Source organism: Gloeocapsa sp. DLM2.Bin57 (assembly GCA_007693955.1).
Taxonomy (GTDB): Bacteria; Cyanobacteriota; Cyanobacteriia; order Cyanobacteriales; family Gloeocapsaceae; genus Gloeocapsa.
The window spans coordinates 1-25,233 of sequence record RECR01000071.1 but is presented as its reverse complement, the minus strand read 5'-3'; the positions used below and the strand labels follow the sequence as shown (position 1 = coordinate 25,233).

21 protein-coding genes and 1 rRNA gene are annotated in these 25,233 nt (G+C 38.9%); 13 read left to right on the top strand and 9 right to left on the bottom strand.

The genetic code is table 11. The features are described 5' to 3' along the window. Positions 1 to 53: 53 nt before the first annotated feature. Positions 54 to 1,001, bottom strand: coding sequence for a class I SAM-dependent methyltransferase (locus EA365_09030; GenBank protein TVQ44922.1), 948 nt, complete (start codon positions 999 to 1,001; stop codon positions 54 to 56). A 12-nt stretch (positions 1,002 to 1,013) separates the two neighbouring features. On the opposite strand from EA365_09030, the gene rsmA reads away from it, so the two are divergent. From rsmA to EA365_09015, 3 genes are read left to right on the top strand one after another with little or no spacing between them, the layout of a single operon-like run. Beyond that, on the top strand, positions 1,014 to 1,802 hold the full coding sequence (gene rsmA / locus EA365_09025) for a 16S rRNA (adenine(1518)-N(6)/adenine(1519)-N(6))-dimethyltransferase RsmA (GenBank protein ID TVQ44921.1): 789 nt from the start codon (positions 1,014 to 1,016) through the stop codon (positions 1,800 to 1,802). Positions 1,803 to 1,806: 4 nt separating this feature from the next. Further along, positions 1,807 to 2,751, top strand: a complete 945-nt coding sequence (locus EA365_09020) for a 4-(cytidine 5'-diphospho)-2-C-methyl-D-erythritol kinase (GenBank protein ID TVQ44920.1) — start codon at positions 1,807 to 1,809, stop codon at positions 2,749 to 2,751. 1 nt (position 2,752) lies between these two features. Next, on the top strand, positions 2,753 to 3,538 hold the full coding sequence (locus EA365_09015; protein TVQ44919.1) for a YdcF family protein: 786 nt from the start codon (positions 2,753 to 2,755) through the stop codon (positions 3,536 to 3,538). 27 nt (positions 3,539 to 3,565) lie between these two features. On the opposite strand, the gene EA365_09010 is transcribed toward EA365_09015, so the two are convergent. From EA365_09010 to EA365_09000, 3 genes are read right to left on the bottom strand one after another with little or no spacing between them, the layout of a single operon-like run. Beyond that, positions 3,566 to 4,210, bottom strand: a complete 645-nt coding sequence (locus EA365_09010) for a hypothetical protein (protein ID TVQ44918.1) — start codon at positions 4,208 to 4,210, stop codon at positions 3,566 to 3,568. A 43-nt stretch (positions 4,211 to 4,253) separates the two neighbouring features. Continuing rightward, positions 4,254 to 5,078, bottom strand: a complete 825-nt coding sequence (locus EA365_09005; GenBank protein ID TVQ44917.1) for an HAD family phosphatase — start codon at positions 5,076 to 5,078, stop codon at positions 4,254 to 4,256. Beyond that, positions 5,068 to 6,657 carry a peptidase S8 and S53 subtilisin kexin sedolisin gene (locus tag EA365_09000; protein ID TVQ44916.1) on the bottom strand — a complete coding sequence of 530 codons (1,590 nt, stop codon included), beginning with the start codon at positions 6,655 to 6,657 and terminating at the stop codon, positions 5,068 to 5,070. Before EA365_09000 ends, EA365_09005 begins: the two co-directional genes overlap by 11 nt. Positions 6,658 to 6,848: 191 nt before the next feature. Here EA365_09000 and EA365_08995 point away from each other — a divergent pair, with 191 nt between their 5' ends. Then, complete coding sequence (locus EA365_08995) at positions 6,849 to 7,067, top strand: DUF4327 family protein (protein TVQ44915.1); 219 nt, start codon at positions 6,849 to 6,851, stop codon at positions 7,065 to 7,067. A gap of 46 nt (positions 7,068 to 7,113) precedes the next feature. Here EA365_08995 and EA365_08990 read toward each other — a convergent pair whose 3' ends face one another. Then, on the bottom strand, positions 7,114 to 8,943 hold the full coding sequence (locus EA365_08990; GenBank protein ID TVQ44914.1) for a serine/threonine phosphatase: 1,830 nt from the start codon (positions 8,941 to 8,943) through the stop codon (positions 7,114 to 7,116). 94 nt (positions 8,944 to 9,037) lie between these two features. On the opposite strand from EA365_08990, the gene fabG reads away from it, so the two are divergent. Beyond that, a complete protein-coding gene (gene fabG, locus EA365_08985) occupies positions 9,038 to 9,721 on the top strand; it encodes a 3-oxoacyl-ACP reductase FabG (GenBank protein TVQ44913.1) in 684 nt (227 codons plus the stop codon). 58 nt (positions 9,722 to 9,779) lie between these two features. Here the strand turns inward: fabG and EA365_08980 are convergent, their stop codons facing one another. The 3 genes from EA365_08980 to EA365_08970 all read right to left on the bottom strand — a co-directional run bounded on the left by EA365_08980 (position 9,780) and on the right by EA365_08970 (position 13,164). After that, complete coding sequence (locus EA365_08980) at positions 9,780 to 10,559, bottom strand: metal ABC transporter permease (protein ID TVQ44912.1); 780 nt, start codon at positions 10,557 to 10,559, stop codon at positions 9,780 to 9,782. Positions 10,560 to 10,624: 65 nt separating this feature from the next. Next, the gene (locus EA365_08975; GenBank protein ID TVQ44911.1) at positions 10,625 to 12,049 is read right to left on the bottom strand and encodes a receptor ligand binding family protein; all 1,425 of its coding nucleotides are present in this window, start codon (positions 12,047 to 12,049) and stop codon (positions 10,625 to 10,627) included. Between the two features lie 8 nt (positions 12,050 to 12,057). Continuing rightward, a complete protein-coding gene (locus EA365_08970; protein TVQ44938.1) occupies positions 12,058 to 13,164 on the bottom strand; it encodes a histidine kinase in 1,107 nt (368 codons plus the stop codon). Positions 13,165 to 13,364: 200 nt separating this feature from the next. Between EA365_08970 and EA365_08965 the strand changes: the two genes are divergently transcribed. The 6 genes from EA365_08965 to EA365_08940 all read left to right on the top strand — a co-directional run bounded on the left by EA365_08965 (position 13,365) and on the right by EA365_08940 (position 23,342). Next, on the top strand, positions 13,365 to 14,954 hold the full coding sequence (locus tag EA365_08965; GenBank protein ID TVQ44910.1) for a glycoside hydrolase family 57 protein: 1,590 nt from the start codon (positions 13,365 to 13,367) through the stop codon (positions 14,952 to 14,954). 154 nt (positions 14,955 to 15,108) lie between these two features. After that, on the top strand, positions 15,109 to 16,401 hold the full coding sequence (locus tag EA365_08960; protein ID TVQ44909.1) for a TldD/PmbA family protein: 1,293 nt from the start codon (positions 15,109 to 15,111) through the stop codon (positions 16,399 to 16,401). Positions 16,402 to 16,405: 4 nt separating this feature from the next. Further along, positions 16,406 to 17,308 (top strand): transglutaminase family protein, encoded by a 903-nt coding sequence (locus EA365_08955; GenBank protein ID TVQ44908.1) that lies wholly within the window; start codon positions 16,406 to 16,408, stop codon positions 17,306 to 17,308. 48 nt (positions 17,309 to 17,356) lie between these two features. Then, positions 17,357 to 19,441, top strand: a complete 2,085-nt coding sequence (locus EA365_08950) for a M3 family peptidase (protein ID TVQ44907.1) — start codon at positions 17,357 to 17,359, stop codon at positions 19,439 to 19,441. A 102-nt stretch (positions 19,442 to 19,543) separates the two neighbouring features. After that, positions 19,544 to 21,481: a polysaccharide biosynthesis protein gene (locus tag EA365_08945; protein ID TVQ44906.1), complete on the top strand. Its 1,938-nt coding sequence runs from the start codon at positions 19,544 to 19,546 to the stop codon at positions 21,479 to 21,481. 34 nt (positions 21,482 to 21,515) lie between these two features. After that, the gene (locus tag EA365_08940) at positions 21,516 to 23,342 is read left to right on the top strand and encodes a serine/threonine protein kinase (GenBank protein ID TVQ44905.1); all 1,827 of its coding nucleotides are present in this window, start codon (positions 21,516 to 21,518) and stop codon (positions 23,340 to 23,342) included. Here EA365_08940 and EA365_08935 read toward each other — a convergent pair. Then, positions 23,339 to 23,635, bottom strand: a complete 297-nt coding sequence (locus EA365_08935; GenBank protein TVQ44937.1) for a 4a-hydroxytetrahydrobiopterin dehydratase — start codon at positions 23,633 to 23,635, stop codon at positions 23,339 to 23,341. The genes EA365_08940 and EA365_08935 overlap by 4 nt on opposite strands. Positions 23,636 to 23,750: 115 nt before the next feature. Between EA365_08935 and EA365_08930 the strand changes: the two genes are divergently transcribed. Then, a complete protein-coding gene (locus EA365_08930; GenBank protein TVQ44904.1) occupies positions 23,751 to 24,770 on the top strand; it encodes a methionyl-tRNA formyltransferase in 1,020 nt (339 codons plus the stop codon). A 135-nt stretch (positions 24,771 to 24,905) separates the two neighbouring features. Next, a 16S ribosomal RNA gene (locus EA365_08925) occupies positions 24,906 to 25,233 on the top strand; the annotation flags it as partial.

The following is a 25,233-nucleotide window of genomic DNA, read 5'->3' as shown; positions in this document are numbered from 1 at the left end:
ACCAGAAACGGTTTTTACAATACTGATAAATACGATGGTAACGGTTGCGCCCATTAGATTTTTATAGCTATAATGGCGCGATGACGAGGATCAACGGAGACGGTGGTTTCATGATGGAAACCCACCGCTTCTAAATTAGCTTCCACATCAAAAGTATAGTATTCATCGGTCCAGGGTTCAGTACTTTTCATCAACACGAATAAAGCAGGAGGTAGGTTTTGGATAACAGGCGATCGCGGGTTATTATCAACGATACCTAGACAACCACCTGGTTTAAGAATTCTTCTGGCTTCTGTAAAGATAGCCCGAGTAGCTTCGTTAGGTAACTCGTGTATGGTGTATTGTATAGTTATCACATCAAAGCTATTATCAGCAAAAGGGGTTTTTTCCGCGAGACTATGACACCATTGAGAGATACTATGATCGGTGTCGAGAGTTTTAGCCACTGCTAACATATAAGGGGATAAATCCAACCCGATAGTTTCTATAGGTTGATCCTGTAAGGATTGATAATGGTTGTGGAGGGTACGAGTAGAAATACCTACAGAACAGCCCAAATCTAAAAGACGAGTCACCGGATTGGTTGTGTATTGACTCAAAACTTGATAAAAATTATCTCGTAAGCGATTATGGGCAGCTTCCCAGGTTAAATCCTCTTCCTTCCAGACGCGTAAAGCCATAGCATAGGTAGCCGAAGGGGCTTCTAAAGCAGCTAGCCAACAGAGATTACCTTCGGGATAAGCGTGGAAGGGAACGCGATAATAATCAGGATAAACAACCTCTGGATTGGTAACGCTATCTAGGCTAGATTCCACCCCAGTAGCTGAGATAGCTTGACAACTTTGACGCCAGGGGATACCTTTTTTCTCAGCGGTTGTAATCATCACCTGTCTAGCTTGGTGTCTCATCAGTGCGTAAATTGGTTTAGTGTTAATTAAGACATTGACGAATTGGGATAACCAATCTTCTCCCGCCCAATCTGGTTTTAATTTTGTTTCCATGATAGTTAAATTATGCAACGAACTCGCAAACGTTTTGCTCAACATTGGTTAAAAAGTGAAGCAATACTGGATCAGATTATTGCAGCTTCTAACTTATGTCAAGATGATGTAGTCTTAGAAATAGGACCAGGTACAGGTATTTTGACTAGTCGTTTATTAGCTAAAGTCTCAGCTGTAATCGCTGTAGAACTCGATCGCGACTTATGTATTAAGTTAAGTAAACGATTTAGTAATCAAGATCATTTTCATCTGCTTGAAGGTGATATCCTGCAACTAGATTATCATAATTACCCCATTAATAAAGTAGTAGCTAATATACCCTACAATATCACAGGTCCGATTTTAGCAAAACTCTTAGGGACGATTAGTCAACCTGCTGGAGAAAATTATGATTTAATCGTACTTTTAGTCCAAAAAGAAGTAGCCGATCGCCTTTTAGCTCAACCAGGAACTAAAGCTTTTGGGGGTTTATCGGTACGTATTCAATATTTAGCCGATTGTCGATTAGTTTGTCAAGTTCCTGCTAAGGCTTTTTATCCACCACCCAAGGTTGACTCAGCGGTAGTGAGTTTATCTCCTCGTACTTTTCCTTTAGTAGCCAATAATCCCCAACATTTAGGAACAATTTTACAATTAGGGTTCGCTAATCGTCGTAAAATGTTACGCAATAATCTTAAATCTTTAGTAGAGGTAGATCAACTCAGTGAAATTTTAACCACATTGCAGTTAAATCCTCAAGCTAGGGCTGAAGAGTTAAGCTTATCTAACTGGATACAATTGAGTAATTATCTACAAAACTAGATTTATGCGTTCTTATCATCTTGTTGCTCCTGGTAAAATTAATCTCTATCTAGAAATTATCGGTATTCGTCAGGATAATTATCACGAACTGGTAATGATTATGCAAAGTATCGATTTAGCAGATCATCTAGAAATACGTTCTAATGGAACTGAAGAAATTAGGGTATATTGTGATAATCCCGAAGTTCCTCTGACAAGGGATAATTTAGCTTATCAAGCAGTAAGATTAATCCAAGGTGAATTCCCAAAAATCGCTGCTAATTATGGTGGTGTAGATATTATCATTGATAAACGCATACCTGTAGCTGCAGGGTTAGCGGGAGGATCTGGTAATGCTGCTGCAGTGTTAGTAGGATTAAACTTAATGTGGGAATTAGGGCTAACTCAACCAGAATTACAAATACTTGGGGCAAAATTGGGTTCAGATGTACCTTTTTCTCTTACAGGAGGAACGGCGATCGCCACGGGTAGGGGTGAACAATTAGATCCCATTCCTGATTTAACTAATCTAGCTGTGGTTTTAGCTAAATATCGTCATCTTTGCGTCTCCACTCCTTGGGCTTATGGTACTTATCGTCAAGAATATGGTCATACCTACCCTAATGATCTTAATAATTTTCTCACTACTAGTCAAAGAATCCATTCAGGTCCATTAGTACAGGCGATCGTTGGACAAGATGGCGCTAAAATCGGTCAATTATTGCACAATGATTTAGAAAAGGCGGTTTTTCCTGAGTATCCCGAAGTAGAACAATTAAAACGCACTATGTCGAGTTTAGGAGGTTTGGGAACAATGATGTCTGGTTCAGGTCCTACGGTATTTACTCTTTGTAATAATTTAACAGAAGCAGAAATTCTCCAAGAAAAATTATTGGTGAGAATGGATGATCCTGATTTAGCCGCTTGGACAGCGCAACTGAGTGCTAGTGGTATTCATTTAGTAACCTAAGATGAGTTTTCTGTTTCTCTCTAAACTGTTACCTGTTTTTTTGTATCCTTTGGGCTTATCTTGTGTATTATTAATGATGGCCTTAATTCTGAGGTGGAAACGTTCTCGTTGGACTTTTGTTCCTGTTGTTACTGCTTTAGCTATCTTATTAATTGCTAGTAATGATTGGGTAAGTAGTGCTTTGGTTGCTTCTCTAGAGTCAAGATACCCTCCTTTGGTTGATCCTCCTACCGCAGAGGCGATCGTGGTTTTAGGAGGTGCTACCAAAAGCGTTGAACCCCCTAGATTGATGGTGAATATTAATGAACACGGCGATCGCCTTTTTTATGCTGCACATCTCTATCATACTCAACGAGCACCTGTAATTATTTTGGCAGGGGGTAGAATCAGTTGGCAAGATGGTCCTGGAAGTTCCGAAGCTGCTGATATGGCTATTCTATTAGAGATGTTAGGTGTACCCCGTGAAGCGATGATTGAAGAACCTTTCTCACTTAATACCCATGAAAACGCGGTTAATGTCCAAGAAATTCTCCAAGAAACAGGAATTAAACGTATTTTACTAGTTACTTCTGCTTTTCATATGCCCCGTTCTATGGCTATTTTTACTAAACTAGGGATAGAGGCAATCCCCGCACCTACGGATTTTCTAGTCACTAGAACCTATAATTACACTTTCGAGGACTTTATTTTGAATCTCTTACCTCATGCTAATCGCCTCGCTTTAACTAATCTAGCCCTTAAAGAGTATCTAGGTATAGTTGTTTATCGGTTACGGGGTTGGTTATAATTCTTAATTCTCAATAACCCCTAGTACTTACTCATAAAAATCAGTACGAAGGGTGATATCTAGATCAGTGTTAGGATTAATAGATATTAATTCTTGAGAACGTTGACCACCCCTAAAAGCATAACCGATGAGAGCACCTAATCCGGCTCCTCCGAGGACTTCTGGTGCGCGAATTTTTTTATCCCCTGTGATACCTGCTATTAGTGTAGCAGCTGAAGCTCCAATTACTGCTCCTTGTAAGATAGCACGGTTATTAGCTCCTTGTTCTACTATTTCTCTACGGGTAACGACTCTGGAGACACCGTCAATAGAGTAACTATTTCCATCCCTTAAATAAAGATATTCCGCAATAAAACGAGTTCCATTACCATCTGGTTCGAGTCTTCCTGATACTTCTGTACCCCTAGGGATAACTACTCTACCTTGATTATTCCTAATGTCTTGAGCAACTTGTAAGGTAATGGTCATGGATTCTCCTGGTAAGAGGAGGATTTTTTCAGTATCTAGGGATTCTAAGGGTATAACTGTCCCTGAAGGAACAACATTATTATAAATTTGAGCTTGGTAAACATCTCTATTATTTACAGCTATGGTTTCTGCCTGAATAACACTCAAAGGTGCTATGGTTAAACTCATAGCTACTAACGCTGTGGTTAATTGATGTTTCAACATTTTTGCTCCTAGGTGATAACTCTTTATTTACTAGACGCAATTACTAGTAATTTTGTTTCTCTAGAAATTTATTAATCGCTACTGCTACTCCGTCTGCTTCTACGTCTGGTGCTACCCAATGGGCAACTTTTTTAATTTCATCGGGAGCACTTCCCATAGCGATACTTACACCTGCGTATTGTAACATTTCTAGGTCATTAAAATTATCCCCGATCGCCATTACTTCTGTTGGTTTAATTCCTAGGACTTTTTCCGCTAGATATTGTACTGCTTTACCTTTATTGACTTGGGGGTGCATTGCTTCTAAGAGGTTATGGGATGATTGGGTTAGATGTACTTTTTCTCTGCTATAACGAGTTTTTAATTCGGGAAAACATTTTTTAATCATCTGGGGCTTATGAGCGATCGCCAAGACTTTGGTAGGATTAACTTGGAGTATCTTCCTTAAATCTCCTACGGGTATAGCTGCAACTTGCGATCTCTCAGCATATTCTTGAGTAGATGGAGTTATTTCTTTAACGTAGAGTTGATCTTCTAAATAACAATGAACCCCAAAATAGGAGTTCATCGCTGGTGACTCAAAGTAGTCGAGTAATTCTAGAGCTATTTCTTTACCTATAGGTAAATGTTCTTTTTCTTGAGTATCAGGATTTTGAATCCAAGCTCCATTATAAGCGATCAGGGGTAATTTAGTCTCTATCTGCTCATAATAGGGTAAAGCTGAACGATACATTCTCCCTGTGGCTAGAGTTACTTTTATATTCTGTTTTTGAGCAGCTTTGATCGCCAATTTGACGGGTTTTCTGATTTGATTATTGTCTCCGGCGATCGTGCCATCTATATCTAATACTAATAATTTAATTGCCATTATCTTGATTTCCTTTAGTCCACCAAGCTAAAGCGTAGGCTTGCTCGGGATAATTAATCTGACTTATATAGGATACTCGAATTTTATAACGTCCTGTGGTGGGAATTGGACAAAAAATATGTTCGACGCTGTCATGGATACTGGTGGAAGCGCATACAGTTATTTCTTCGCTATCCACAGCAATTAGATATAAGTCTAAATTATTTAAACCGCGATCGCGAAAACTTTCTCCGATATCATATTGTCCATTCTGGTTAGTGTCTCTTAATTCTACCCAACGATTCCAAGTTAAAGTAATCGAAGCGTAACTACCACCTTCTAGAGGTTCATCGATGAGATAATCTTGGTCCTCTCCTCTACTTACCTCTCCGTAATTCCAACCTCTAGTAGGTACTGCTGCTGTTGGTTGCCATTGTTTAGCGCTAAACTGTTGATAAGCGCGATAGACGTTGAGATGTCCTGTACCCATTTCTAGGTCTAGGGGTATTCTTTCACTATGATAAGCATCTGATTCTAGCCAAGTGCGATTATGTTTACTAAGGGTTGTTCTCTCCATCCCCAAGAAGCGACCATCTCCAGAGTCTTTGATTTTATCTGCTGAATTTAATAACACTGCTTTCATCACTTCAGGACGTCTTGATGCTATTGTCCAATTGGGTTCTTGTTGGGCTAATTGGCGATCGCCATATTCTTGTAATAGTGCTACTGTTGCTGTGATCTGGGGTGCTGCAAAACTTGTCCCTGATACTGTTTCTCTTTTCCCTTGCAGATTATATACCGTTAATTGGTGTCCTGGTGCGATTAGACTTATTCCCCTTCTTATTCCTGTATTAATTTCTCGGCTGATTAGACGTCTGGCGATTCCTTCTGGTCTTCTGCTTAAATTAGAAAAATCTACTTTGGTATATTGGTTTTCTTCTTTTCTTGAGTAAGCTGTAGTAATTCCATTATAATTGTCTGTTGGTATTGGTATTCCTCCTCTACCTTGATTCCCTGCTATGACGTAGAGGGTGTTATGAACCCTGGCTGACCAATCGATACACTGAGTTAATAGTGCATTCCCGTCTAGTTTAGCCTCTTCTCTACTATCTTGCTCTAGGGATTCACCGAAGCTAAAATTAATCGCTCGGACGTCAGTATTATTTTGTGTTGCAATAGTTTGAGTCGTTAGACATTCTTCGGCTTGTGCACCACCTTTGACAGTAGCGATCGCTCCTGAATATAATAGCGCATCGGGAGCTACTCCAGGTAGGAGTTTATCTTGACTAATCATCACCATCGCTACCATTTGTGCGTGACTATCTAATCCCTTATTCGGTTGAGCCGGGCGATCTCGTTCAAATACTCCCGCTACCTGTAAAGGTAAGCGATTAGCGGGCTTATCCCAACCTAGTTTAGCAGGTCTGCCAATTTCCACCTGTCCGATGGCAATTTTACGCCCCGTTAAATTATAAGGAGGCTGATGTAGTTTACTTGCGTTAATACCTGTTCTGCTAATAGATGTATCTAGGGCTAATCCTGGTAAAATTAGACTAAATCCTAAGAAACTAATAACAATGAATCGCCATTTTTTGCTCATTTTTGGTGACTAAAGGTAGTAATTACCGAACTTTTTCCTAAAAACACTTGCCTAAATGGGGTTAGGTGCGCTATTAATATATATTAATACTTCCTGGCAACTTAATACTCTAAATCATAGGTAAATTCCTTAGAGTTGGGGAGTAGATTCTGTAAACCATTTGTACAATAAATTATCTTAAGAAATAGCGTATGACCAAACAAGTCTTTCACCCTATGGTGAAGTTCCAGCGTAAAGTAGCTTCACTGGTTGACGCCAACATCCTGAAACCAACCGATAATATCTCAAAAGTCGCTTTACTTTATGGCGATCAGTGGTCCTACTGGAAACAGGAACTAGCAGAGTTTGGCTTTTCCATGCACGATCCTATCAGCGAAATTTTAATGGTAGAAGCTTGGGACGAAGATTAATCAGGTTGGTTTAGTCGGGATAAGATCGCCCCACTAAACCCGAGTGTTAGATTCTTTCTAAGGATGGTTGTACCTTAACTCTGACCAAAACAGCAGTCAGATTGTCATGACCATTATGTTGATTACCGAGTTCTAGAAGTTGTCTGAGTTCTTGTTCTAGATTAGCTTTAGAACTAGTTAAAGATAACAGCTGATTTTTAGCCGCAGTTTCAAGAAAATTATTATCGGAAAAACCATCGGAGCACAAAAATAAGATTGTATCCTCTTTAAAGTCTAGAAACTGAATTTCAGGATGAACACAACTATTATCTCTAGGTCCAATCGCTTGAGTAAGTTGATAGGCATCATGACGCCGATAAGCAATCTCAGGCTCAACTCCACATAAAACTTCTTGTTGAGCTACAGCGTGGTCAAGAGTTAATTGATTGAGACCCCGTTTACGAGTAATATGATAGATCCGACTATCTCCGACGTGAGCGATCGCCCCTTGGGTATCTTGCAGGAGAGCCATAACTAGGGTAGTTCCCATTCGACCACTTCCGGAACGCCCATACTGCAAATTCTCTTGATAAATTTTTTGATTAGTTAACAAGATACCTTGACGAATCACTTCTTCACTAGGAAGTTTATCAATCCAATGTTCTTCAAAATATTCTTGTAAAGTTTCCACAGCCATGCGACTAGCGACTTCACCCGCGGCGTGTCCTCCCATACCATCACATACTATATATAAACCGCGAGAGCTATATTTAATCTTGTGGGGATTTTCTCGTTTAGAAGTTTTAGTAACGATGCCATAATAATCCTCATTATGCTCGCGTTGGTGACCAATATCAGTAATAGCAACATCAGTGATGCTCAACAGCTGCATTGGTAAAACCAGTGTGGGAAGATTATCACCTTCGGTAGGATCGCCGAGAATTTCATTATCATCTTCATCCTCCTCTTGCTCCTGACTATCTGGTTGAAAAGCTAAATTAAGAGAAGGTAAGCCATAATCTGTCAAATCTAACTGTGACTCAATTTCTTCTATAGTGGCGTTTAATTGAGCAATAGTAGTAATTTCTCCCTCAATTAATTGTTGATACAGTTGTTGTAGGGATGGTTCGGAACTAGCAAATAAACTTTGCCATAGTTTACCTAGATTAGCTAAATTATCATCATGTTCTGAGATATTTTCACTAACTTTTTGGAGAACAATACATTCATCTTCATCAAGGTACAAATTGTCAGGATCAAGAAAAGTACGAGTCAGTTGTTGTTGAGAAAATTCTGACCAAAGACCGGTCATTTGCTTGAGATAGGTAAGAATTTGCAGATTAGGCAAATTTTTGATAGTAGCTATATTTTGCCACTTGGAGCGATCTTCTAAGAGTAAGTATTCACCATTTTCATCTAACCAATGATCATGAATTGCGGGAATTAAATCGGGGAGTTTATCTCTAAGTTCAAGATATAATTCTACTAAAGGAGTCATTATAGGCTCTTCTGGTTCAGAATCAGAAGTAGTTGCCTCCTCATCAGCAACTTGAATAGAGGAATGTTGAAAATCAGGAAGGGTTAGAGGTTTAGCATCAAGCACTCTAACAGAAACAGACTCGTCTTCATGAAAAGAAGTTAAATCTGTGATAATTTGATAACGCTGATCATTATCTAAATATTCTGTCAATTGCCAATTGTCTTTTTGAGGAGGGAGAATGAGCGCCCACCAAGTCTTACCTGTAGCTGCACCACAATTAGGACAATTTTGCTCAGTAAAAGGTACAATAGTTCCACAATCAAAACAAGGTTGTTCAAGTAGGGAAGTACCACATTGTTCGCAGATTTCAGCCTCAGGGGGATTGGTGTATTGACAATGGGGGCAAACTATAATCATGTCCGACAATTTCTCTAATCTTAAGTTTATTTTAGCTTATCTGAACTCAAGGGGAATGATATTATAGATCTTAAAGAAAATCCCTCAAAAAACTATGCAAGGTAAACAAGTTTTATTAACTGGAGGAACAGGCGGTTTAGGTTTAGGAGTTACTCCTACTCTGTTAGCCCAAGGCGCAAAACTAACTATACCCTATCAAGGAGAAAAAGGCATTAAAAGGCTCAAAGAAAGACTCTCAGCGACAGAATTTGAGCGTATTCGCTTTATTCAGACAGATTTGAGTCAAGAAAGTTCAGTAGAACAACTAGTCAATGATTTAGGGAGAGTAGATGTTTTAGTTCATCTAGTCGGGGGTTTTACCATGGGGGCAACTCACGAGTTTAGTTTTAGCGATTGGAAAAGTTCTTTTAGTTTGAATCTAGATACAACCTTTTTGGTTTGTAAACATTGTTTAAGATTAATGCGTCAACAAGGCTCTGGTAGGATTATTACTATAGGCTCAAGAGCAGCGATAGATCCTGCCGCGCAACTAGCCGCCTATTCAGCAGCTAAAGCAGGGGTAGTAGCCTTAACCAAGGCGATCGCCGCCGAAACCCAAGATTTAGATATCACCGCTAACGTGATTTTACCTGGGGTTATTGATACTCCTGGCAATCGAGAAGCCATGGGAACTCAACAAGCAGATCAATGGACTAAACCTGAGTCAATCGGTAATGTTATTGCTTTTTTAGCTTCTGATGGAGCAAAAGATCTGACAGGATCAATATTACCTATGTAATCTTAAAAAGACCATTCGCTCAAAAGAAAATAGAGTTAGGAGTCTGGTGACTTCTGGCTCACTTTCTTGTTAATTTCGGTAAAGCTAAACTAATCAGATAAGTTATTCCCGCTACTAGAATAATTGTTGCACCTGAAGTAAGATTAAACACATAAGAGAGATATAGTCCAACTAGATTAAAAATAATACCTAGGATACTAGCAATCAACATCATTTGTTTAAGCTCTTTAACCATTTGACTGGCGATCGCTCCTGGAATAGTTAATAAAGCGATAACCATAATTAACCCCACTATCTGCATAACCATGACTACCGTAAGGGCGATCGCTGCTACTAATAATAAATAGATAGTATTAACAGGTACATTGCGCGTGGTAGCGTAAACCGAGTCATAAGAAATTGCCAATAATTCTTTATAAAATAGCGCCAAAAACACCACAATAATTAGGTCCAAAATGAACATAATGATTAAATCTTGTCTTGGCACAGCTAGAATACTACCAAATAAATAACTATCTAAACCTGCTTTATAACCCTGGGTTAAATCAATGAGAATGATTCCCACCGCCATCCCGATCGCCCACATTACCCCAATAATTGTATCAGCCCGTTGTTGTAATTTACGCTCTACCCAGCCCATTCCCAGAGCTGATAACAGCGCAAAAAATATTGCCCCCACTACGGGATTAAAACTCATAAAGTAACCTAACCCAATCCCTCCATAAGCTGCATGAGCTATACCACCACTAATAAAAACAATGCGATTAATCACTACTAGTGAACCTATCATACCACAGGCAATACTCACTAAGATACCCGCGGTTATAGCGTTACGCATAAATTCAAACTGTAATGCTTCGGTGATTGCGCCCAAAATGACCCTCTAATGAATGATAACAATAATCATTCTAACGGAAAAAAGCGATAACCTAGTTCTGTATTAGGTGCACGTTCAATGATAACTAACTGTACCGCCAGATTGCGATCACCCGATGGTAAAAAGCGAATATCCTTACCCGCACCTATAGTGGAGAAATTAGGGTTAGAAAGAGCTTGTTGTACTCCTGTGCGAGTGGGATTAGTAGCGATCGCCCCAATCAATGCTTGAGTTGCATCATAAGTCATCGCTGTACGCCAGTTTACATCTCCTTGCCATAATCGGGTAGAATCTTGGGCAAAATCGCTGTTGCGATTAGAATCAATATGCCAAGGTATAGCGATAACCATACCCACCGCGTTTTGACGACCTAATTGTAGGGTACGAGGATTATACATACTATCTCCCCCGAGGATAGCCAACCTTCCTTCATTAATTTGGATAATTTGCAGAGCTTTATCTAAGTTAGGGGAATTAGAGACAAAAATCAAAGCTTGAGCACCCCTATTTTGTGCTTGTCTAACCACTTCAAAGGGATTAAAATCAGTCTCGGCAAAATCGAACTCAAAGACTACCTCTCCCCCACTAGAAAATAAAGCAGTAGTGACTACATTGCGTAAAGAATTGCTATAATCGCTGGTAGATACATAAAATATAGCCGCTTTAGTTAAAACTAAATCCTCCAGCATATACTTAACTAAAGCATTACCAGTAAAAGAGTCACTAGGTACAGTGCGAAACAGATATTGACTTGCTCCCGAGAGAGCTACTGAAGTACTAGTAGGAGAAATAACCACTAGATTATTGCTATCATAAACTGGCTTAGCAACTATAGTAACATCACTAGAAAAATGACCAATCACTCCGATAATTTCATTCTGACTAGCTAAAGCTTCTGCTATTTTCACCGCTAATTCTGGTTCATTATTATCATTAGCAATAACTACTTTTAAAGGAAGACCATTAATTTTCCCATTGTTATTAATTTCATTTTGAGCTTGAGCTACACCGCGCAAGATTTCTTTAGCTACATTGACATCACTACCCACAGGTATAACAACTGCAATAGTATAAGCTTGACCTTGACCAATGCGCGCGTTATTGAGATAAATTAGAGCTTCTGGATCATTAGGTTGTTGTTGAATTGCTGCTTCTAATTGAGTTACTGCTTCTAAATAATTACCATTCTTAAAAGCAATAATTCCCCCTTGTTTATTTGGATTTATATTTTCATTAATTAACCATTGTTGACCAGTGCTAATATGTTGACTAGTAATAGTTGGGCTATCTGGAGTTACGATTTCTTCTGACTCGGTTTGCTTATTGATATTATTACTAAGATTATCATTTTCCTTGTTAACAAATTGCCATAATAACCATCCTCCCCCCAATAAAAATAGGAGAGTGAGTACAAAAGACATTAACAGAATTTTAGTTTCTTTTTGAGACATAAAAAACTTTATCTATAAACAGGTAAAGTAAAATGAAAACAACTACCTTGATTAGGGATACTATCCACCCAGATATTACCATAGTGAGCGCGGACAATCTTACGACACAAATATAATCCTAAACCATAGCCTTCCTTTTCTTCATCTCGTTGTAAGCGAAAATGTCCCTCAAAAATATGCTCTCGTTTCTCTTCAGGAATTCCCGGACCTGTATCAGCAATACTTATTTGTACCTTTTGAGTAGTTCTATGGAGAATAAAAATACTAATCATCCCATTTTCAGGAGTATATTTAACCGCGTTATCGAGTAAATTAACAATAACTTGACGGATTAATTCTTTATCACCATAAACTGAGGGTAAATCTTGGGGAATATCTTCAGTTAAATGTAAAGATTTATCTTGAAAATGAGGTATGAATTGTTCTAAAATTTCCTCACACAAAGGATTGAGATAAAGTTCATCTGGTTTAACCCTTAACCTACTACTCATATTCTTAGAAGCTTGTAGTAAATCAGTAATCATGCGGTTCATGATTTGAAACTGTTGTTTAATCTGTTTATTAAGATTATCCTTAAGAGCTTGATTACGTTCATTTTCCGAGTAATTTTGCACTAATTCTAGAGTTTCAATAGCAATAGAAGCAGCGGTTAAAGGACTCCGCAAATCATGAGCTAACATCGCCAGAATTTGGTCTTTAAAGCGTAATTGTTCTAATAACTCTTCCTTTTCCTTTTTTAAACAAAAAATTTCATCATTAAGCTCCATTAATTCTCTAGAATAACTCCAAGAGCTTTTATCTAGAGAAAGAAGCTCAGTATCACTATTTAACTGTTCTTGTTTAGTAGGTTTCCAGTGTTCCCACCACTTTTGCAGTTGCATGACTAAATTACTACCAGCCAAAGTATGGCGAGGCTCAGGAAAAATTTTAACTAAAGCAGGGGTAGCGATAATGCGAAAATATTCTACTAAATGGGGTTTTTTAGTGATTTCGATAACTTCTAACTCAAAAGGATAATCAGCAAGCAAATTTTGCAGATATTTTTTGATCTGCTGAATGTTATCTTGAGAACTAGGACGTTCATCAACAAACAGCAGTAACTGTAAAGGAGTCATTCCCGAAGGAGATTTAACAGATTCAACTGGATTATTGTGAGGTTCTAACACAATTTAGCAATTTCCAAGGTTGATAGAGACAAATTTAAAAGAATAAGTATTATTATTCTACATCAAATTCAAGAAAAGCTTATTGATTACGATCAATGTAAAGGTAAAATCTTAAAATAGTATAAAATTCATCAGGAAAGTGAATTATTATGACTCATGGCTATGTAGCTTTAGTCCTCCATGCACATCTACCCTTTGTCAGACACCCAGAAAGCGATTATGTTTTAGAAGAAGAATGGTTATTTGAAGCAATTACCGAAACCTATATACCCCTATTGCACGTTTTTCAAGGGTTAAAGCGAGACGGGATAGACTTTAAAATGACCATGAGTATGACTCCACCATTGGTGTCAATGCTCAGAGATCCTTTATTACAAGAACGTTATGAGGAACATCTCACCAAATTAGAAGAATTAATCGAAAAGGAGATCGAATATAACGAACATAACGGTCACGTTAAATATTTAGCTGAATTTTACGCTAATGAATTTAACCAGATTCGCCATACCTGGGAAAATTACCGCGGTGATTTAGTTACAGCTTTCAAAGAGTACCTCGATAGCAATAACCTAGAAATTATTACTTGTGGTGCAACCCATGGTTATCTACCCTTAATGAAAACCTATCCCCAAGCGGTTTGGGCTCAAGTTAAGGTAGCTTGTGAACATTACGAAGAAAACTTTGGACGTCCTCCTAAAGGGATTTGGTTACCAGAATGCGCTTATTACGAAGGTTTAGAACGCTTAATCGCTGATGCTGGTTTACGATATTTCCTAACCGATGGTCACGGTATTTTATACGCTCGTCCACGTCCACGTTTTGGGACTTATGCACCTATTTTTACAGAAACAGGAGTAGCAGTATTTGGACGTGATCACGAATCCTCTCAGCAAGTTTGGTCCTCTCAAGTTGGTTATCCTGGCGATCCCGTTTATCGTGAATTTTATAAAGATTTAGGTTGGGAGGCTGAGTATGAGTATATTAAACCCTATATTATGCCTAACGGTCAGCGCAAAAATACGGGAATTAAATATCATAAAATTACCAGTCGTGACTCTGGTTTAGCCGATAAGGCACTTTATGATCCTTATTGGGCAAGGGAAAAAGCTGCTGAACACGCCAGTAACTTTATGTATAATCGAGAAAAGCAGGTAGAATACCTCGGTCATTTAATGCAGCGTCCACCTTTGGTTGTGTCTCCCTATGACGCTGAATTGTTTGGTCACTGGTGGTATGAAGGACCTTGGTTTATTGATTATTTATTCCGTAAATCCTGGTATGACCAAAATACTTACCAAATGACTCACCTCGCTGACTATTTGCGGACTAATAAAACTCAACAAGTCTCTTGTCCTTCTCAATCTAGTTGGGGTTACAAGGGATTTCACGAATATTGGCTGAATGAAACCAACGCTTGGGTATATCCCCACCTGCACAAAGCAGCAGAAAGAATGATTGAATTGAGTTATAAAGATCCCGCAGATGAATTGGAGTTACGCGCTTTAAATCAAGCAGCCAGAGAGTTATTATTAGCTCAATCCTCAGACTGGGCTTTTATTATGCGAACAGGTACAATGGTTCCTTATGCAGTGCGTCGTACTCGCTCTCACCTGATGCGTCTCAATAAAATCTATGATGACCTCAACATTGGCAAAATAGATTCAGGATGGTTAGAAAAAGTAGAAATGATTGATAATATTTTCCCTAATATTAACTATAAAGTCTATCGACCTCTGTAGAGATAGTGATCTAAACCTAGCGCGTTGGCTATTGTAGCTAGCGCGCCCAAAATAATGATGAGTTAGGTTTTAGGGGTTAGGTGGAACGGTGGAACAGAATTCCGAATTCTCCCCCTCTCCCCCTCTCCCCTCTTCTCTTTCTTTAAAATAATCTATGAGCAAAAGTAATCTAGAAGAAATCTTAGACCTGGCTTACACAGCCGGTGCTAGTCATGCTGAAGTATATCAAGTAAGTTCGGAAGCCTCACCAGTATCTTTTGAAGGGAATCGCTTAAAACAAATAGAAACCTCTCAATCATCGGGTTGTGCGTTGAGATTATGGCGCGAAGGTTGTCCTGGTTTAGCGGTAGCCTATGGTAAAGTAGATCCAGCAACTCTGGTAAGTAAGGCGATCGCTATCTCTGCACTTAATCCACCCGAAACACCAGAATTAACAAAAACAACCACCGCAGTTTATCCCCAGGTAGGGGAAATAATCCCCACAGCAGATTTGGTTAATCTAGGAGAAGAGGCGATCGCCTCTATTAGAGAAGAATATCCCGAAGTTATTTGTAACGGAGAATTAATCTCAGAACTAGAAACTACAACCTTAATTAACTCCTCGGGATTTTATGGTCAGTATAGTAGTGTTGAACATAGTTGTTTTCTAGGGGTAGAATTAATCAGAGGAGAAGATTTTTTAGGAATCTACGCAGGAGAAGACAGCGAAACAGACTTAAATTATCAACCAATAGTCAATCAATTACTGCAACGGTTACAATGGGCTAAACAGAATGTCCCCTCACCCCAAGGAAAACAACCAGTCTTAATCACCCCGATCGCCGCAGATTTACTTTGGTCAAACCTTAGCGCAGCCTTAAATAGTAAAAGAGTTCTGGAAAAATCATCACCCTGGAGTGAAAAACAGGGTCAAATGGTAGTTAGTGATTTACTCAGTTTTAGACAACAACCCCACCTTCGAGGTATTACTTGTCCTTTTGACGACGAAGGAACACCAACTCAAGATTTAACCCTGATTGAGAAAGGAATAGTCCAAGAATTTTACAGCGATCGCACCACCGCTAAAGCTAGGGGGACAACTAGTACAGGGAATGGTTTTCGTCCTAGTCTAGGTCATTATCCCACCCCCATACTAGTTAACCTTACCCTTGATCCTGGCACAGAAAATTTAGAAAATTTAATCCAAAAATTGGATAATGGTATTATCATCGACCAAATTCTCGGAGGTGGTCCTGATATTTCTGGTGATTTTTCTGTTAATCTTGACTTAGGTTATCGAGTAGAAAACGGCGAAATTATCGGCAGAGTCAAAGATACCATGGTAGCAGGTAACGTTTATGAAGCCTTAAAAAAAGTAGTCGCTATCGGTAATGACGTCAATACATCAGGATTTTATCGCACTCCCTCGGTGATTGTGGAAGGTTTATCACTAACAACATCGGCTTAAAATTATGAGCGTTATTTACGACCTAGAACATATCACTACTTATAAATATGCTAATCCAGTTAAATTTGGTGAGCATCGCGCTATATTTTTACCCACTGGTGGTTATGGGGAAAGAGTTTTAGATTATTCTATAGATACCAATATCCCTGCTAAAATTCGTTGGATGACCGATACACTTTCCAATAATGTTGCCATATTAGAATTTAACGAATCAGGTAAAGAACTAATTGTTGCCTATAAAATCAGATGTGAACATTTTGGGATTCAAGCAATTACCCAATTTCCCCTAGATGAACGCGCCGAAGAAGTACCCGTACAATATACACCCAATGAATGGCTAGATTTATCAGGTTTTATTCGTCCTCACACGGAAGATTCAGAAGAAATTCTGGCTAGTTGGGTAAAAAGCTTTGTCGCAGGGGATCAAGACGAGACCTTGGATGTGTTACATAGGATGATGAATAGTATCAATAAAGACTTGACCTATCAATCACGAGAAGTAGAAGGTACACAACCACCAGCAGAAACCCTACGCTTAAAATCAGGAACTTGTCGAGATTACGCCTGGTTGATGATAGAAGCCTTACGACGTCTCGGTTTTGCCTGTCGTTTTGTTAGTGGTTATCTTTATGACCAAGCTTTAGATGGGGGAGAAATTGGCATGGTTGGCTCAGGTGCTACACACGCTTGGCTACAATTGTACTTACCTGGTGCAGGTTGGCGTACTTATGATCCCACTAATCGGATTACCGCGGGTTTTGATTTGATTCAAGTGGCGATCGCCCGTCATCCCGCACAAGTCATCCCTCTATCAGGATCTTGGTTTGGAGAATCAGAAGACTATCTAGGTATGGATGTATCAGTCAAGATTCGTAAGTTAGGTACACTTCCAGAATTCGAGATCTGAAAGATTAAGTTAAGCTAAAAAAATAAACTAGCTCAAACCAGATAAATAATGAATCAGGTAACTAACGATAATCCTTTGTTAATAGGCAAAGGTATCCCACCTTTTGCTGAAATTAAACCAGAACAAGTAGTACCAGCAATAACTACTCTTTTAGCAGAACTGAAAATAGCCCTGGAAAAGTTAGAAACAACAGTAACTCCAACTTGGTCAGGTTTAGTAGATCCTCTCACAGCTATTGAAGAACGTTTAAGCTGGAGTTGGGGGATTATCAGTCACTTGATGGGAGTAAAAAATAGTCCCGAATTGCGAGAAGCTTACGAAAGTGTACAACCCCAAGTAGTTCAGTTTTATAATCAACTTAGTCAGAGTAAACCATTTTATCAAGCTTTTAAAGCTATTAAACAAGGTCCTGAGTGGTCAACTCTCGAACCCGCGCAACAACGAATCGTAGAGAGTGCAATTCAAGACGCAGAATTATCAGGGGTAGGCTTAGAAGGAGACTTACGCGATCGCTTTAACCAAATCCAACTTGAATTAGCCGAATTATCCACAAAATTCTCTAATAATGTTCTCGACGCTACCAAAGCCTTTAAACTCAAATTAACCAAGAAAGAACAAATAGTTGGATTACCCCCAAGTTTACTCAATCTAGCAGCCCAAACCGCGCGCAGTGAAGGAGAAAAGGACGCTACAGCAGAAACTGGACCTTGGGTAATTACCCTAGATTATCCGAGTTATGTTCCTTTTATGAAATACTCGGCTAATGAAGAATTACGATCAAAACTATACCACGCTTTTATCTCCCGCGCTTCAAGTGGAGAACTTAATAATTACCCTAATTTAGAGCGGATTCTGGAACTACGTCAGGAAAAAGCTAAACTACTAGGCTTTAATACTTACGCTGAGTTGAGTTTAGCTCGTAAAATGGCAAGCAGTGTTGCTGCGGTAGAAAATCTTCTTGAAGAATTGCGTCAAGTAAGTTATCCCGCAGCCCAAAAAGAATTAGAGGATCTTCAGGCATTTGCTAAGACAACAGAGTTACAACCCTGGGATATCAGTTATTGGGCAGAAAAACAACGAGAAGCCCTCTTCGCTTTTACTGATGAAGAATTACGCCCCTATTTCCCCCTCGAACAAGTATTAACTGGTTTATTTGACTTGGCTAAACGTCTCTTTGGGGTAGTAATTACTCCTGCTGACGGTAAAGCCCCGGTTTGGCATCCTGATGTACGCTATTGCCAAATTAGTAATCCTGATGGAGAAGCGATCGCCTATTTCTATCTAGACGCTTATAGTCGCCCTGCTGAAAAACGCGGTGGTGCGTGGATGGCTGATTGTCTCAATCGTGCTAAAATTACCGAAAATAATCAGACAACTATTCGTTTACCCATCGCTTATCTGATTTGTAATCAAACACCACCAGTAGGAGATCAACCGAGTTTAATGACTTTTGGGGAGGTAAATACTCTCTTTCATGAATTTGGTCATGGTTTACAACATATGCTTACCCAAATCGATTACACCGGTGCAGCAGGAATTAATAACATTGAATGGGACGCGGTAGAATTACCTAGTCAGTTTATGGAAAACTGGTGTTATCATCGTCCAACTTTGATGGGAATGGCAAAACACTATCAAACTGGAGAATCTTTACCCGAAGAATACTATCAAAAACTGTTAGCAGCTAAGAATTACCTCAGTGGTATGTCTATGCTCAGACAATTACACTTCTCCCTAGTTGACTTAGAGTTGCACTATCGCTATCAACCAGGCGGTCAAGAAACTCCTCAACAACTACGCGATCGCCTTGCAGCTACCACCACCGTTATTCCCCCACTTCCTGAAGACTCTTTCTTATGTTCTTTTGGTCATATTTTCTCAGGAGGTTACGCCGCGGGTTACTATAGCTATAAATGGGCAGAAGTACTCAGCGCTGATGCTTTTGCTGCTTTTGAAGAAGCTGGTTTAGATTCCCCTGAAACTGTGCAAACTATGGGTTTACGCTTCCGAGATACGGTTTTAGCTTTAGGAGGTAGTTTACCACCTATGGAAGTATTTACTCGTTTCCGTGGACGTGAACCAAAAACTGATGCTTTGTTAAGACATAGTGGTTTACTAACCAGCGTAGCTTAATTACCTTTAGCCTTGAAGATATTTTCAAGGCTTCTACAAATTGCTTTAAAATAACTTAAAGCTTTCATGGCTGGTGTGAGGAGTAAAATTAACATACTTTGTATGAAAAAACGGTTTACAGAATGGCTGTATTGGCATTATCATGCTTTGTCTAGAGCGAAAAAAAGGCGTTTATTAATAGCTTGTGACACATTTTTATTTTGTTTGGCGATAGTTAGTGCTTTTTTAGTACGCTTTAACTTTTTTTATCCTATTACCAAAATCTGGCAATTTTCCTGGCAAATTTTACTACTGATTGTTATTAAAATACTGGTCTTTCGCTGGAAGGGTATGTATCGCCCTATCTTACGCTATACTGATACAGAATTTTTAGCTACAGCAACTCAAGCAGTAATCTTTAGTTCAGGAACACAGGTAATTTTAGCTTATCTTTTAGGAGAATGGCCTTTACCTCGTTCGATCTTAATTATTGACGCGATGTTAACCTTTATTTTCGTCGTCTATCTCAGGTTAATTATTACTTGGGGTTTTCGTCAACTCAAGCACCACGTTAATGGGGATTTACAACCAGAAAGGTTAATTATCTATGGTGCGGGAGTAGCTGGATCTCAATTGGCTCGTACTCTTATCCATGAACCAGGTTATGATTTAATCGCCTTTATTGATGATAACCTAGAATTACACCAACAACTTATTAAGGGTATTCCTGTTTATTCACCTAGTGATTTAATTCATCTCTATAAACAGAAACCTTTTGATACTGCTATTCTGGCTATACCTTCTCTGAATAAAGAACGTCGTCGCGAAATTATCGAAAATCTACAAGAATTACCAATATTAGTGAAAACAGTACCTAGTCTCACGGAAATTCTTACTAATAAGGTATCTATTAGCGAAATTCGCTCCATTGATGTTACAGATTTACTCGGGAGAGAAGAGGTTCAACCTGAACCACATTTACTACGTATCAATATTACTGACAAAATAGTCTTAGTAACAGGTGCAGGTGGTTCGATAGGATCAGAATTATGTCGTCAAATCGCTCAATTAACTCCTAAATGTCTGATTCTTTACGAAATTAGTGAATTTTCACTTTATAGTATTAATCTAGAATTAGCGGAAAAATACCCTGAAGTTCACTGTATCCCTTATCTCGGTAGCGTCACCGATGCAACTCATTTAACTAGTATCTTGGCAAAACATCGCGTCAATACCATCTATCATGCAGCAGCTTATAAACACGTTCCCTTGGTAGAAGCTAATCCTTCTCAAGGTGTCTATAATAATGTCTATGGAACTTTGGTTACTGCTGAATGTGCGATCGCTAATAGGGTAGATAATTTCGTCTTGATTTCCACGGATAAAGCTGTACGCCCTACTAATGTTATGGGTGCTAGTAAACGCGTCGCTGAACTGGTTATTCAAGCTTTGAGCGATTTACCTACTACTCATACCTGTTTTGCGATCGTTCGTTTTGGCAATGTTTTAGATAGTAGTGGCTCTGTCGTGCCCTTGTTTAGACGCCAAATCGCCCAACGTCAACCTATTACCGTTACTCACCCCGATGTAACTCGCTATTTTATGTCTATCCCAGAAGCTGTACGTCTGGTTATTCAAGCAGGTGCAATGGCCCAGGGTGGTGAGGTATTTCTTTTAGATATGGGAGAGCCTATCCGTATTTATGACTTGGCTTTACAAATGATTCGTCTGAGTGGACTTATACCTGACCAAGATATTAAAATCGAAATTACAGGTTTAAGACCGGGAGAAAAACTCTACGAAGAGTTACTCATCGATGGAGATAATATTAATCCTACCCAACACCCTAAGGTTTTCTGTGCTTATGAATGTCGCTTGAGTTGGCATGAGTTAGAATCTCTGTTACAGACACTTTTAGATAAGGCTCAAGCTAATCAACATCGACAAGTAATTGTCTATCTGCAAAAGTTAGTACCAGAGTATCAATGTGCTCATAATCTCTTAAATGATCCGGTAATCAATGAATTTAATGGTTACGCTAATCAGAGAAATCCATTATAATTCTAATTGAGTAGAGATAATTGTGAGCTAACTCATGCCTTTTTGTCTTAATCCTGCTTGTCCTAAACCAGATAATCCCGACAAAAATAAGTTTTGTCACGGTTGCGGTAGCAAATTAATCGAAAGCACCCATAGTTACAATTTTGAACATTATCACATAATTAAGCTATTAGGAGAAGGAGGATTTGGACGTACTTATTTAGCAGAGGATGTAGATTTATTTAACCAAAAAATAGTCATTAAAAAATTGCTCTCTAATGAGGGTTATAACCCCAAAGTCCTGGAACTTTTCCAACGAGAAGCACAACAACTTTACAATCTGAATCATGATCAGATCCCCAAAATCTATCGCTATTTCTCTAAAAATAATAGTTTTTTCCTGATTCAAGAGTTTATAGATGGGGAGAACCTGTTAACAGAATTTGAACGTAAAGGACGGTTTAACGAAACTAAAATTAGAGAAATACTCCATAATCTTTTACCAGTTCTAGAATATATCCAAAGTAAAGATTTACTTCACCGCGATATCAAACCAGAAAATATTATGCGTCGTCGCAGTGATAATAAGTTGATCTTAATCGATTTTGGCGCAGTCAGAGTCACTAGTGGTAAAGATCCTAGTGTTCTAACCTCTATTTATAGTCCTGGTTATGCTTCTCGTGAACAAATCAATGGTAGAGCAGTTAAAGCTAGTGACGTGTATAGTTTGGGGGTAACCTGCATACGCTTACTCACGGGTTGTTTACCCACAGGAACAACGGATTTAATTTATGATGACTATGAGAATAAATGGAGTTGGAAAGAGTATCTCAAAAAACAAAAAATTACTGTAGAACCCAAATTAGCCCAAGTTCTCGATAAAATGATTGAGGATGCTCTCAAAAGACGCTATAAAGAGGCTAAAGAAGTTAGACAGGATTTACTATCTCTAACCCAACCTACTGTTAAACCTTCGGTTATACCTGTCCAACCTCCTCCCACAGTGATAGTAACTTCCCCAAGTCCGACAACAGTAAATCAAACTTCTACTTTTGGTAGAGATGTATTGAACTTTAAGGCTATTACTGTTAATTCCTTTGGTAAGGTTATTAAACAAGAACCTAAAACCGCTAGATATCAAACTCTTGACCTCGGTAATAGTATAACTTTGGATTTAGTTTATATCCCCTGGGGAAGGTTTATGATGGGATCTCCTGATTCAGAAAAAGGTAGAGATGATAGCGAAGGACCACGACATTGGGTTGATGTACTCCCCTTCTGGATGGGAAAATATCCTATCACTCAACTGCAATGGCGCACAATTATGGGTAATAATCCCTCTCGCTTTAAAGGTTTATTTAATAAAACTAAAGGGGATAATAGACCTGTAGAAAATGTGAGTTATTATGATTGTCTGGCTTTTTGTGCTACACTCTCTCAAAAACTAGGTAAAAAAATCACGCTACCTTCGGAAGCTCAATGGGAGTACGCTTGTCGAGGTGGAACAACTACACCTTTCTATTGTGGTGAGACTATTACGACAGAATTAGCTAATTATAATGGCTACAATATCTATGCTAATGAACCTAAAGGCGTCTATAAACAGGAAACAACCGAGGTAGGTAGTTTTTATCCCAATCCCTTGGGGTTATACGATATGTTGGGGAATGTTTGGGAATGGTGTTTAGATTCGTGGCATGATGATTATTTAGGTGCAACTGGTGATGATAAACCAAGAATTGACCCTCAAGATGATTATTATGTTTTACGAGGTGGTTCTTGTTTTAGTGCTCCGAATAACTGTCGTTGTGCTAAACGTTATAAAAGTGCAGCAAACGCTTCTAACAGTAGGGGAGGATTCAGAGTTGTTCTTAATATCTAGAATTTATTCGCTAATTCGTTAGCTTTTGTGGCGAAATCTATATCTAAATTGGTAATTCCTCCAGCGTCATGGGTAGTTAAATCAATGGTGACGCGATTATAGACGTTAAACCATTCGGGGTGATGTCCCATACTTTCGGCTACTAAAGCTAAACTGGTCATAAAACCAAAGGCTTCTACAAAGGAACGAAATTGGTAGCGTTTATGTAACTTTTTGTTTTCAATACTCCAGCCTTCTAACTGGCTGATACTTTGAGTTAATTCTTCTGTTGATAAAAGTTGTGTACTAGCCATAAGGTTGTTTTGATAACTAAACTCCTCTAAATTATTATAACCTATTAATCCTAAACAGAGAATTAGATTAATAACTAAAATCGGGATAATGTTCATAATTTAGTTAATTGAAAAAATGCGCGTAGTTTTTTTTGGTACACCACAATTTGCTGTTCCTACCCTTGAAGCTTTAATTAATCATCCTCAAATAGAGTTACTAGGGGTAGTTACCCAACCCGATAAACGTCGGGGTAGAGGTAGTCAATTAATTCCTTCTCCAGTGAAAAAAATAGCTTTAGCTCATAATTTACCAGTATGGCAACCCAAACGAGTAAAAAAACATCCAGCAACTTTACAACAATTAGCAGCAACAGCAGCTGATGTATTCGTAGTCATCGCCTATGGACAAATACTTTCTAATGAAATACTTAGTATGCCTAAATTAGGTTCTGTCAATGTCCACGGTTCAATTTTACCCCAATATCGAGGAGCAGCACCGATTCAGTGGAGTATTTATAACGGCGATCGCAGCTCGGGAATTACTACCATACTCATGGATGAAGGAATGGACACAGGACCAATGCTGCTCAAAGCTTATACTGATATAGGATTATTGGATAATAGTCAAGATTTAGCTATAACTTTAGCTAATCTAGGAGCAGAATTACTCATAGAAACCTTATTCAAATTAGCCGAAGGTAAGATCACTCCAATTCCCCAAGATAACCAACAAGCTAACTACGCACCACTATTACAAAAATCAGATTATTTATTAGACTGGTCAAAATCTGCTTTAACTCTACACAATCAAATTAGAGCATTTTTTCCTAATTGTTATACATCTTGGCAAGAGCAAGAGATCAAGATTCTCGCTACAGTACCCCTAATTACAGAATATAGTCAAGACTTACCCGAGATAATTAGTCAACTCATTCCCCAATTTAGTAACTTAACTGGGGAGATAGGCTCAATCGTGGCGATCGCCAAAAATTTAGGACCAATCATCCAAACAGGAGAAGGATTATTATTACTAAAAGAAGTCCAATTACCTGGAAAGCGCTCTCAGTCAGGGATTGACTTCGTTAACGGTAAACGATTAGCAGCAGGTCAAAAAATTTTTTCAGTTTTTTTTCAAAAAAGGGTTGACAAAGCCTAAGAAAAGAGATAGATTAGTAAATGCGCGGTTGAGGCGCAACTCTGAACCGAAACAAATTAATAAGTTTAAAAGTAAGTAACTGACCCCCAGTTAAAGAAACATTATAAAACAAAAGCCAAAAAAACTCAACATATTAATATGGAGAGTTTGATCCTGGCTCAGAATGAACGCTGGCGGTATGCCTAACACATGCAAGTCGAACGGTTCCTTCGGGAATAGTGGCGGACGGGTGAGTAACGCGTGAGAATCTGCCTTCAGGATGGGGACAACAGCGGGAAACTGCTGCTAATACCCAATGTGCCTATTGGTGAAAGTAATTCGCCTGAAGAGGAGCTCGCGTCTGATTAGCTAGTTGGTGGAGTAAAAGCCTACCAAGGCGACGATCAGTAGCTGGTCTGAGAGGATGAGCAGCCACACTGGGACTGAGACACGGCCCAGACTCCTACGGGAGGCAGCAGTGGGG

Bases quoted from the DNA above. Each gene is read 5' to 3' on its own strand.
- EA365_09030 (TVQ44922.1), bottom strand. From the start codon at position 1,001: ATGGAAACAAAATTAAAACCAGATTGGGCGGGAGAAGATTGGTTATCC.
- rsmA (TVQ44921.1), top strand. From the start codon at position 1,014: ATGCAACGAACTCGCAAACGTTTTGCTCAACATTGGTTAAAAAGTGAA.
- EA365_09020 (TVQ44920.1), top strand. From the start codon at position 1,807: ATGCGTTCTTATCATCTTGTTGCTCCTGGTAAAATTAATCTCTATCTA.
- EA365_09015 (TVQ44919.1), top strand. From the start codon at position 2,753: ATGAGTTTTCTGTTTCTCTCTAAACTGTTACCTGTTTTTTTGTATCCT.
- EA365_09010 (TVQ44918.1), bottom strand. From the start codon at position 4,210: ATGTTGAAACATCAATTAACCACAGCGTTAGTAGCTATGAGTTTAACC.
- EA365_09005 (TVQ44917.1), bottom strand. From the start codon at position 5,078: ATGGCAATTAAATTATTAGTATTAGATATAGATGGCACGATCGCCGGA.
- EA365_09000 (TVQ44916.1), bottom strand. From the start codon at position 6,657: ATGAGCAAAAAATGGCGATTCATTGTTATTAGTTTCTTAGGATTTAGT.
- EA365_08995 (TVQ44915.1), top strand. From the start codon at position 6,849: ATGACCAAACAAGTCTTTCACCCTATGGTGAAGTTCCAGCGTAAAGTA.
- EA365_08990 (TVQ44914.1), bottom strand. From the start codon at position 8,943: ATGATTATAGTTTGCCCCCATTGTCAATACACCAATCCCCCTGAGGCT.
- fabG (TVQ44913.1), top strand. From the start codon at position 9,038: ATGCAAGGTAAACAAGTTTTATTAACTGGAGGAACAGGCGGTTTAGGT.
- EA365_08980 (TVQ44912.1), bottom strand. From the start codon at position 10,559: ATGCGTAACGCTATAACCGCGGGTATCTTAGTGAGTATTGCCTGTGGT.
- EA365_08975 (TVQ44911.1), bottom strand. From the start codon at position 12,049: ATGTCTCAAAAAGAAACTAAAATTCTGTTAATGTCTTTTGTACTCACT.
- EA365_08970 (TVQ44938.1), bottom strand. From the start codon at position 13,164: ATGACTCCTTTACAGTTACTGCTGTTTGTTGATGAACGTCCTAGTTCT.
- EA365_08965 (TVQ44910.1), top strand. From the start codon at position 13,365: ATGACTCATGGCTATGTAGCTTTAGTCCTCCATGCACATCTACCCTTT.
- EA365_08960 (TVQ44909.1), top strand. From the start codon at position 15,109: ATGAGCAAAAGTAATCTAGAAGAAATCTTAGACCTGGCTTACACAGCC.
- EA365_08955 (TVQ44908.1), top strand. From the start codon at position 16,406: ATGAGCGTTATTTACGACCTAGAACATATCACTACTTATAAATATGCT.
- EA365_08950 (TVQ44907.1), top strand. From the start codon at position 17,357: ATGAATCAGGTAACTAACGATAATCCTTTGTTAATAGGCAAAGGTATC.
- EA365_08945 (TVQ44906.1), top strand. From the start codon at position 19,544: ATGAAAAAACGGTTTACAGAATGGCTGTATTGGCATTATCATGCTTTG.
- EA365_08940 (TVQ44905.1), top strand. From the start codon at position 21,516: ATGCCTTTTTGTCTTAATCCTGCTTGTCCTAAACCAGATAATCCCGAC.
- EA365_08935 (TVQ44937.1), bottom strand. From the start codon at position 23,635: ATGGCTAGTACACAACTTTTATCAACAGAAGAATTAACTCAAAGTATC.
- EA365_08930 (TVQ44904.1), top strand. From the start codon at position 23,751: ATGCGCGTAGTTTTTTTTGGTACACCACAATTTGCTGTTCCTACCCTT.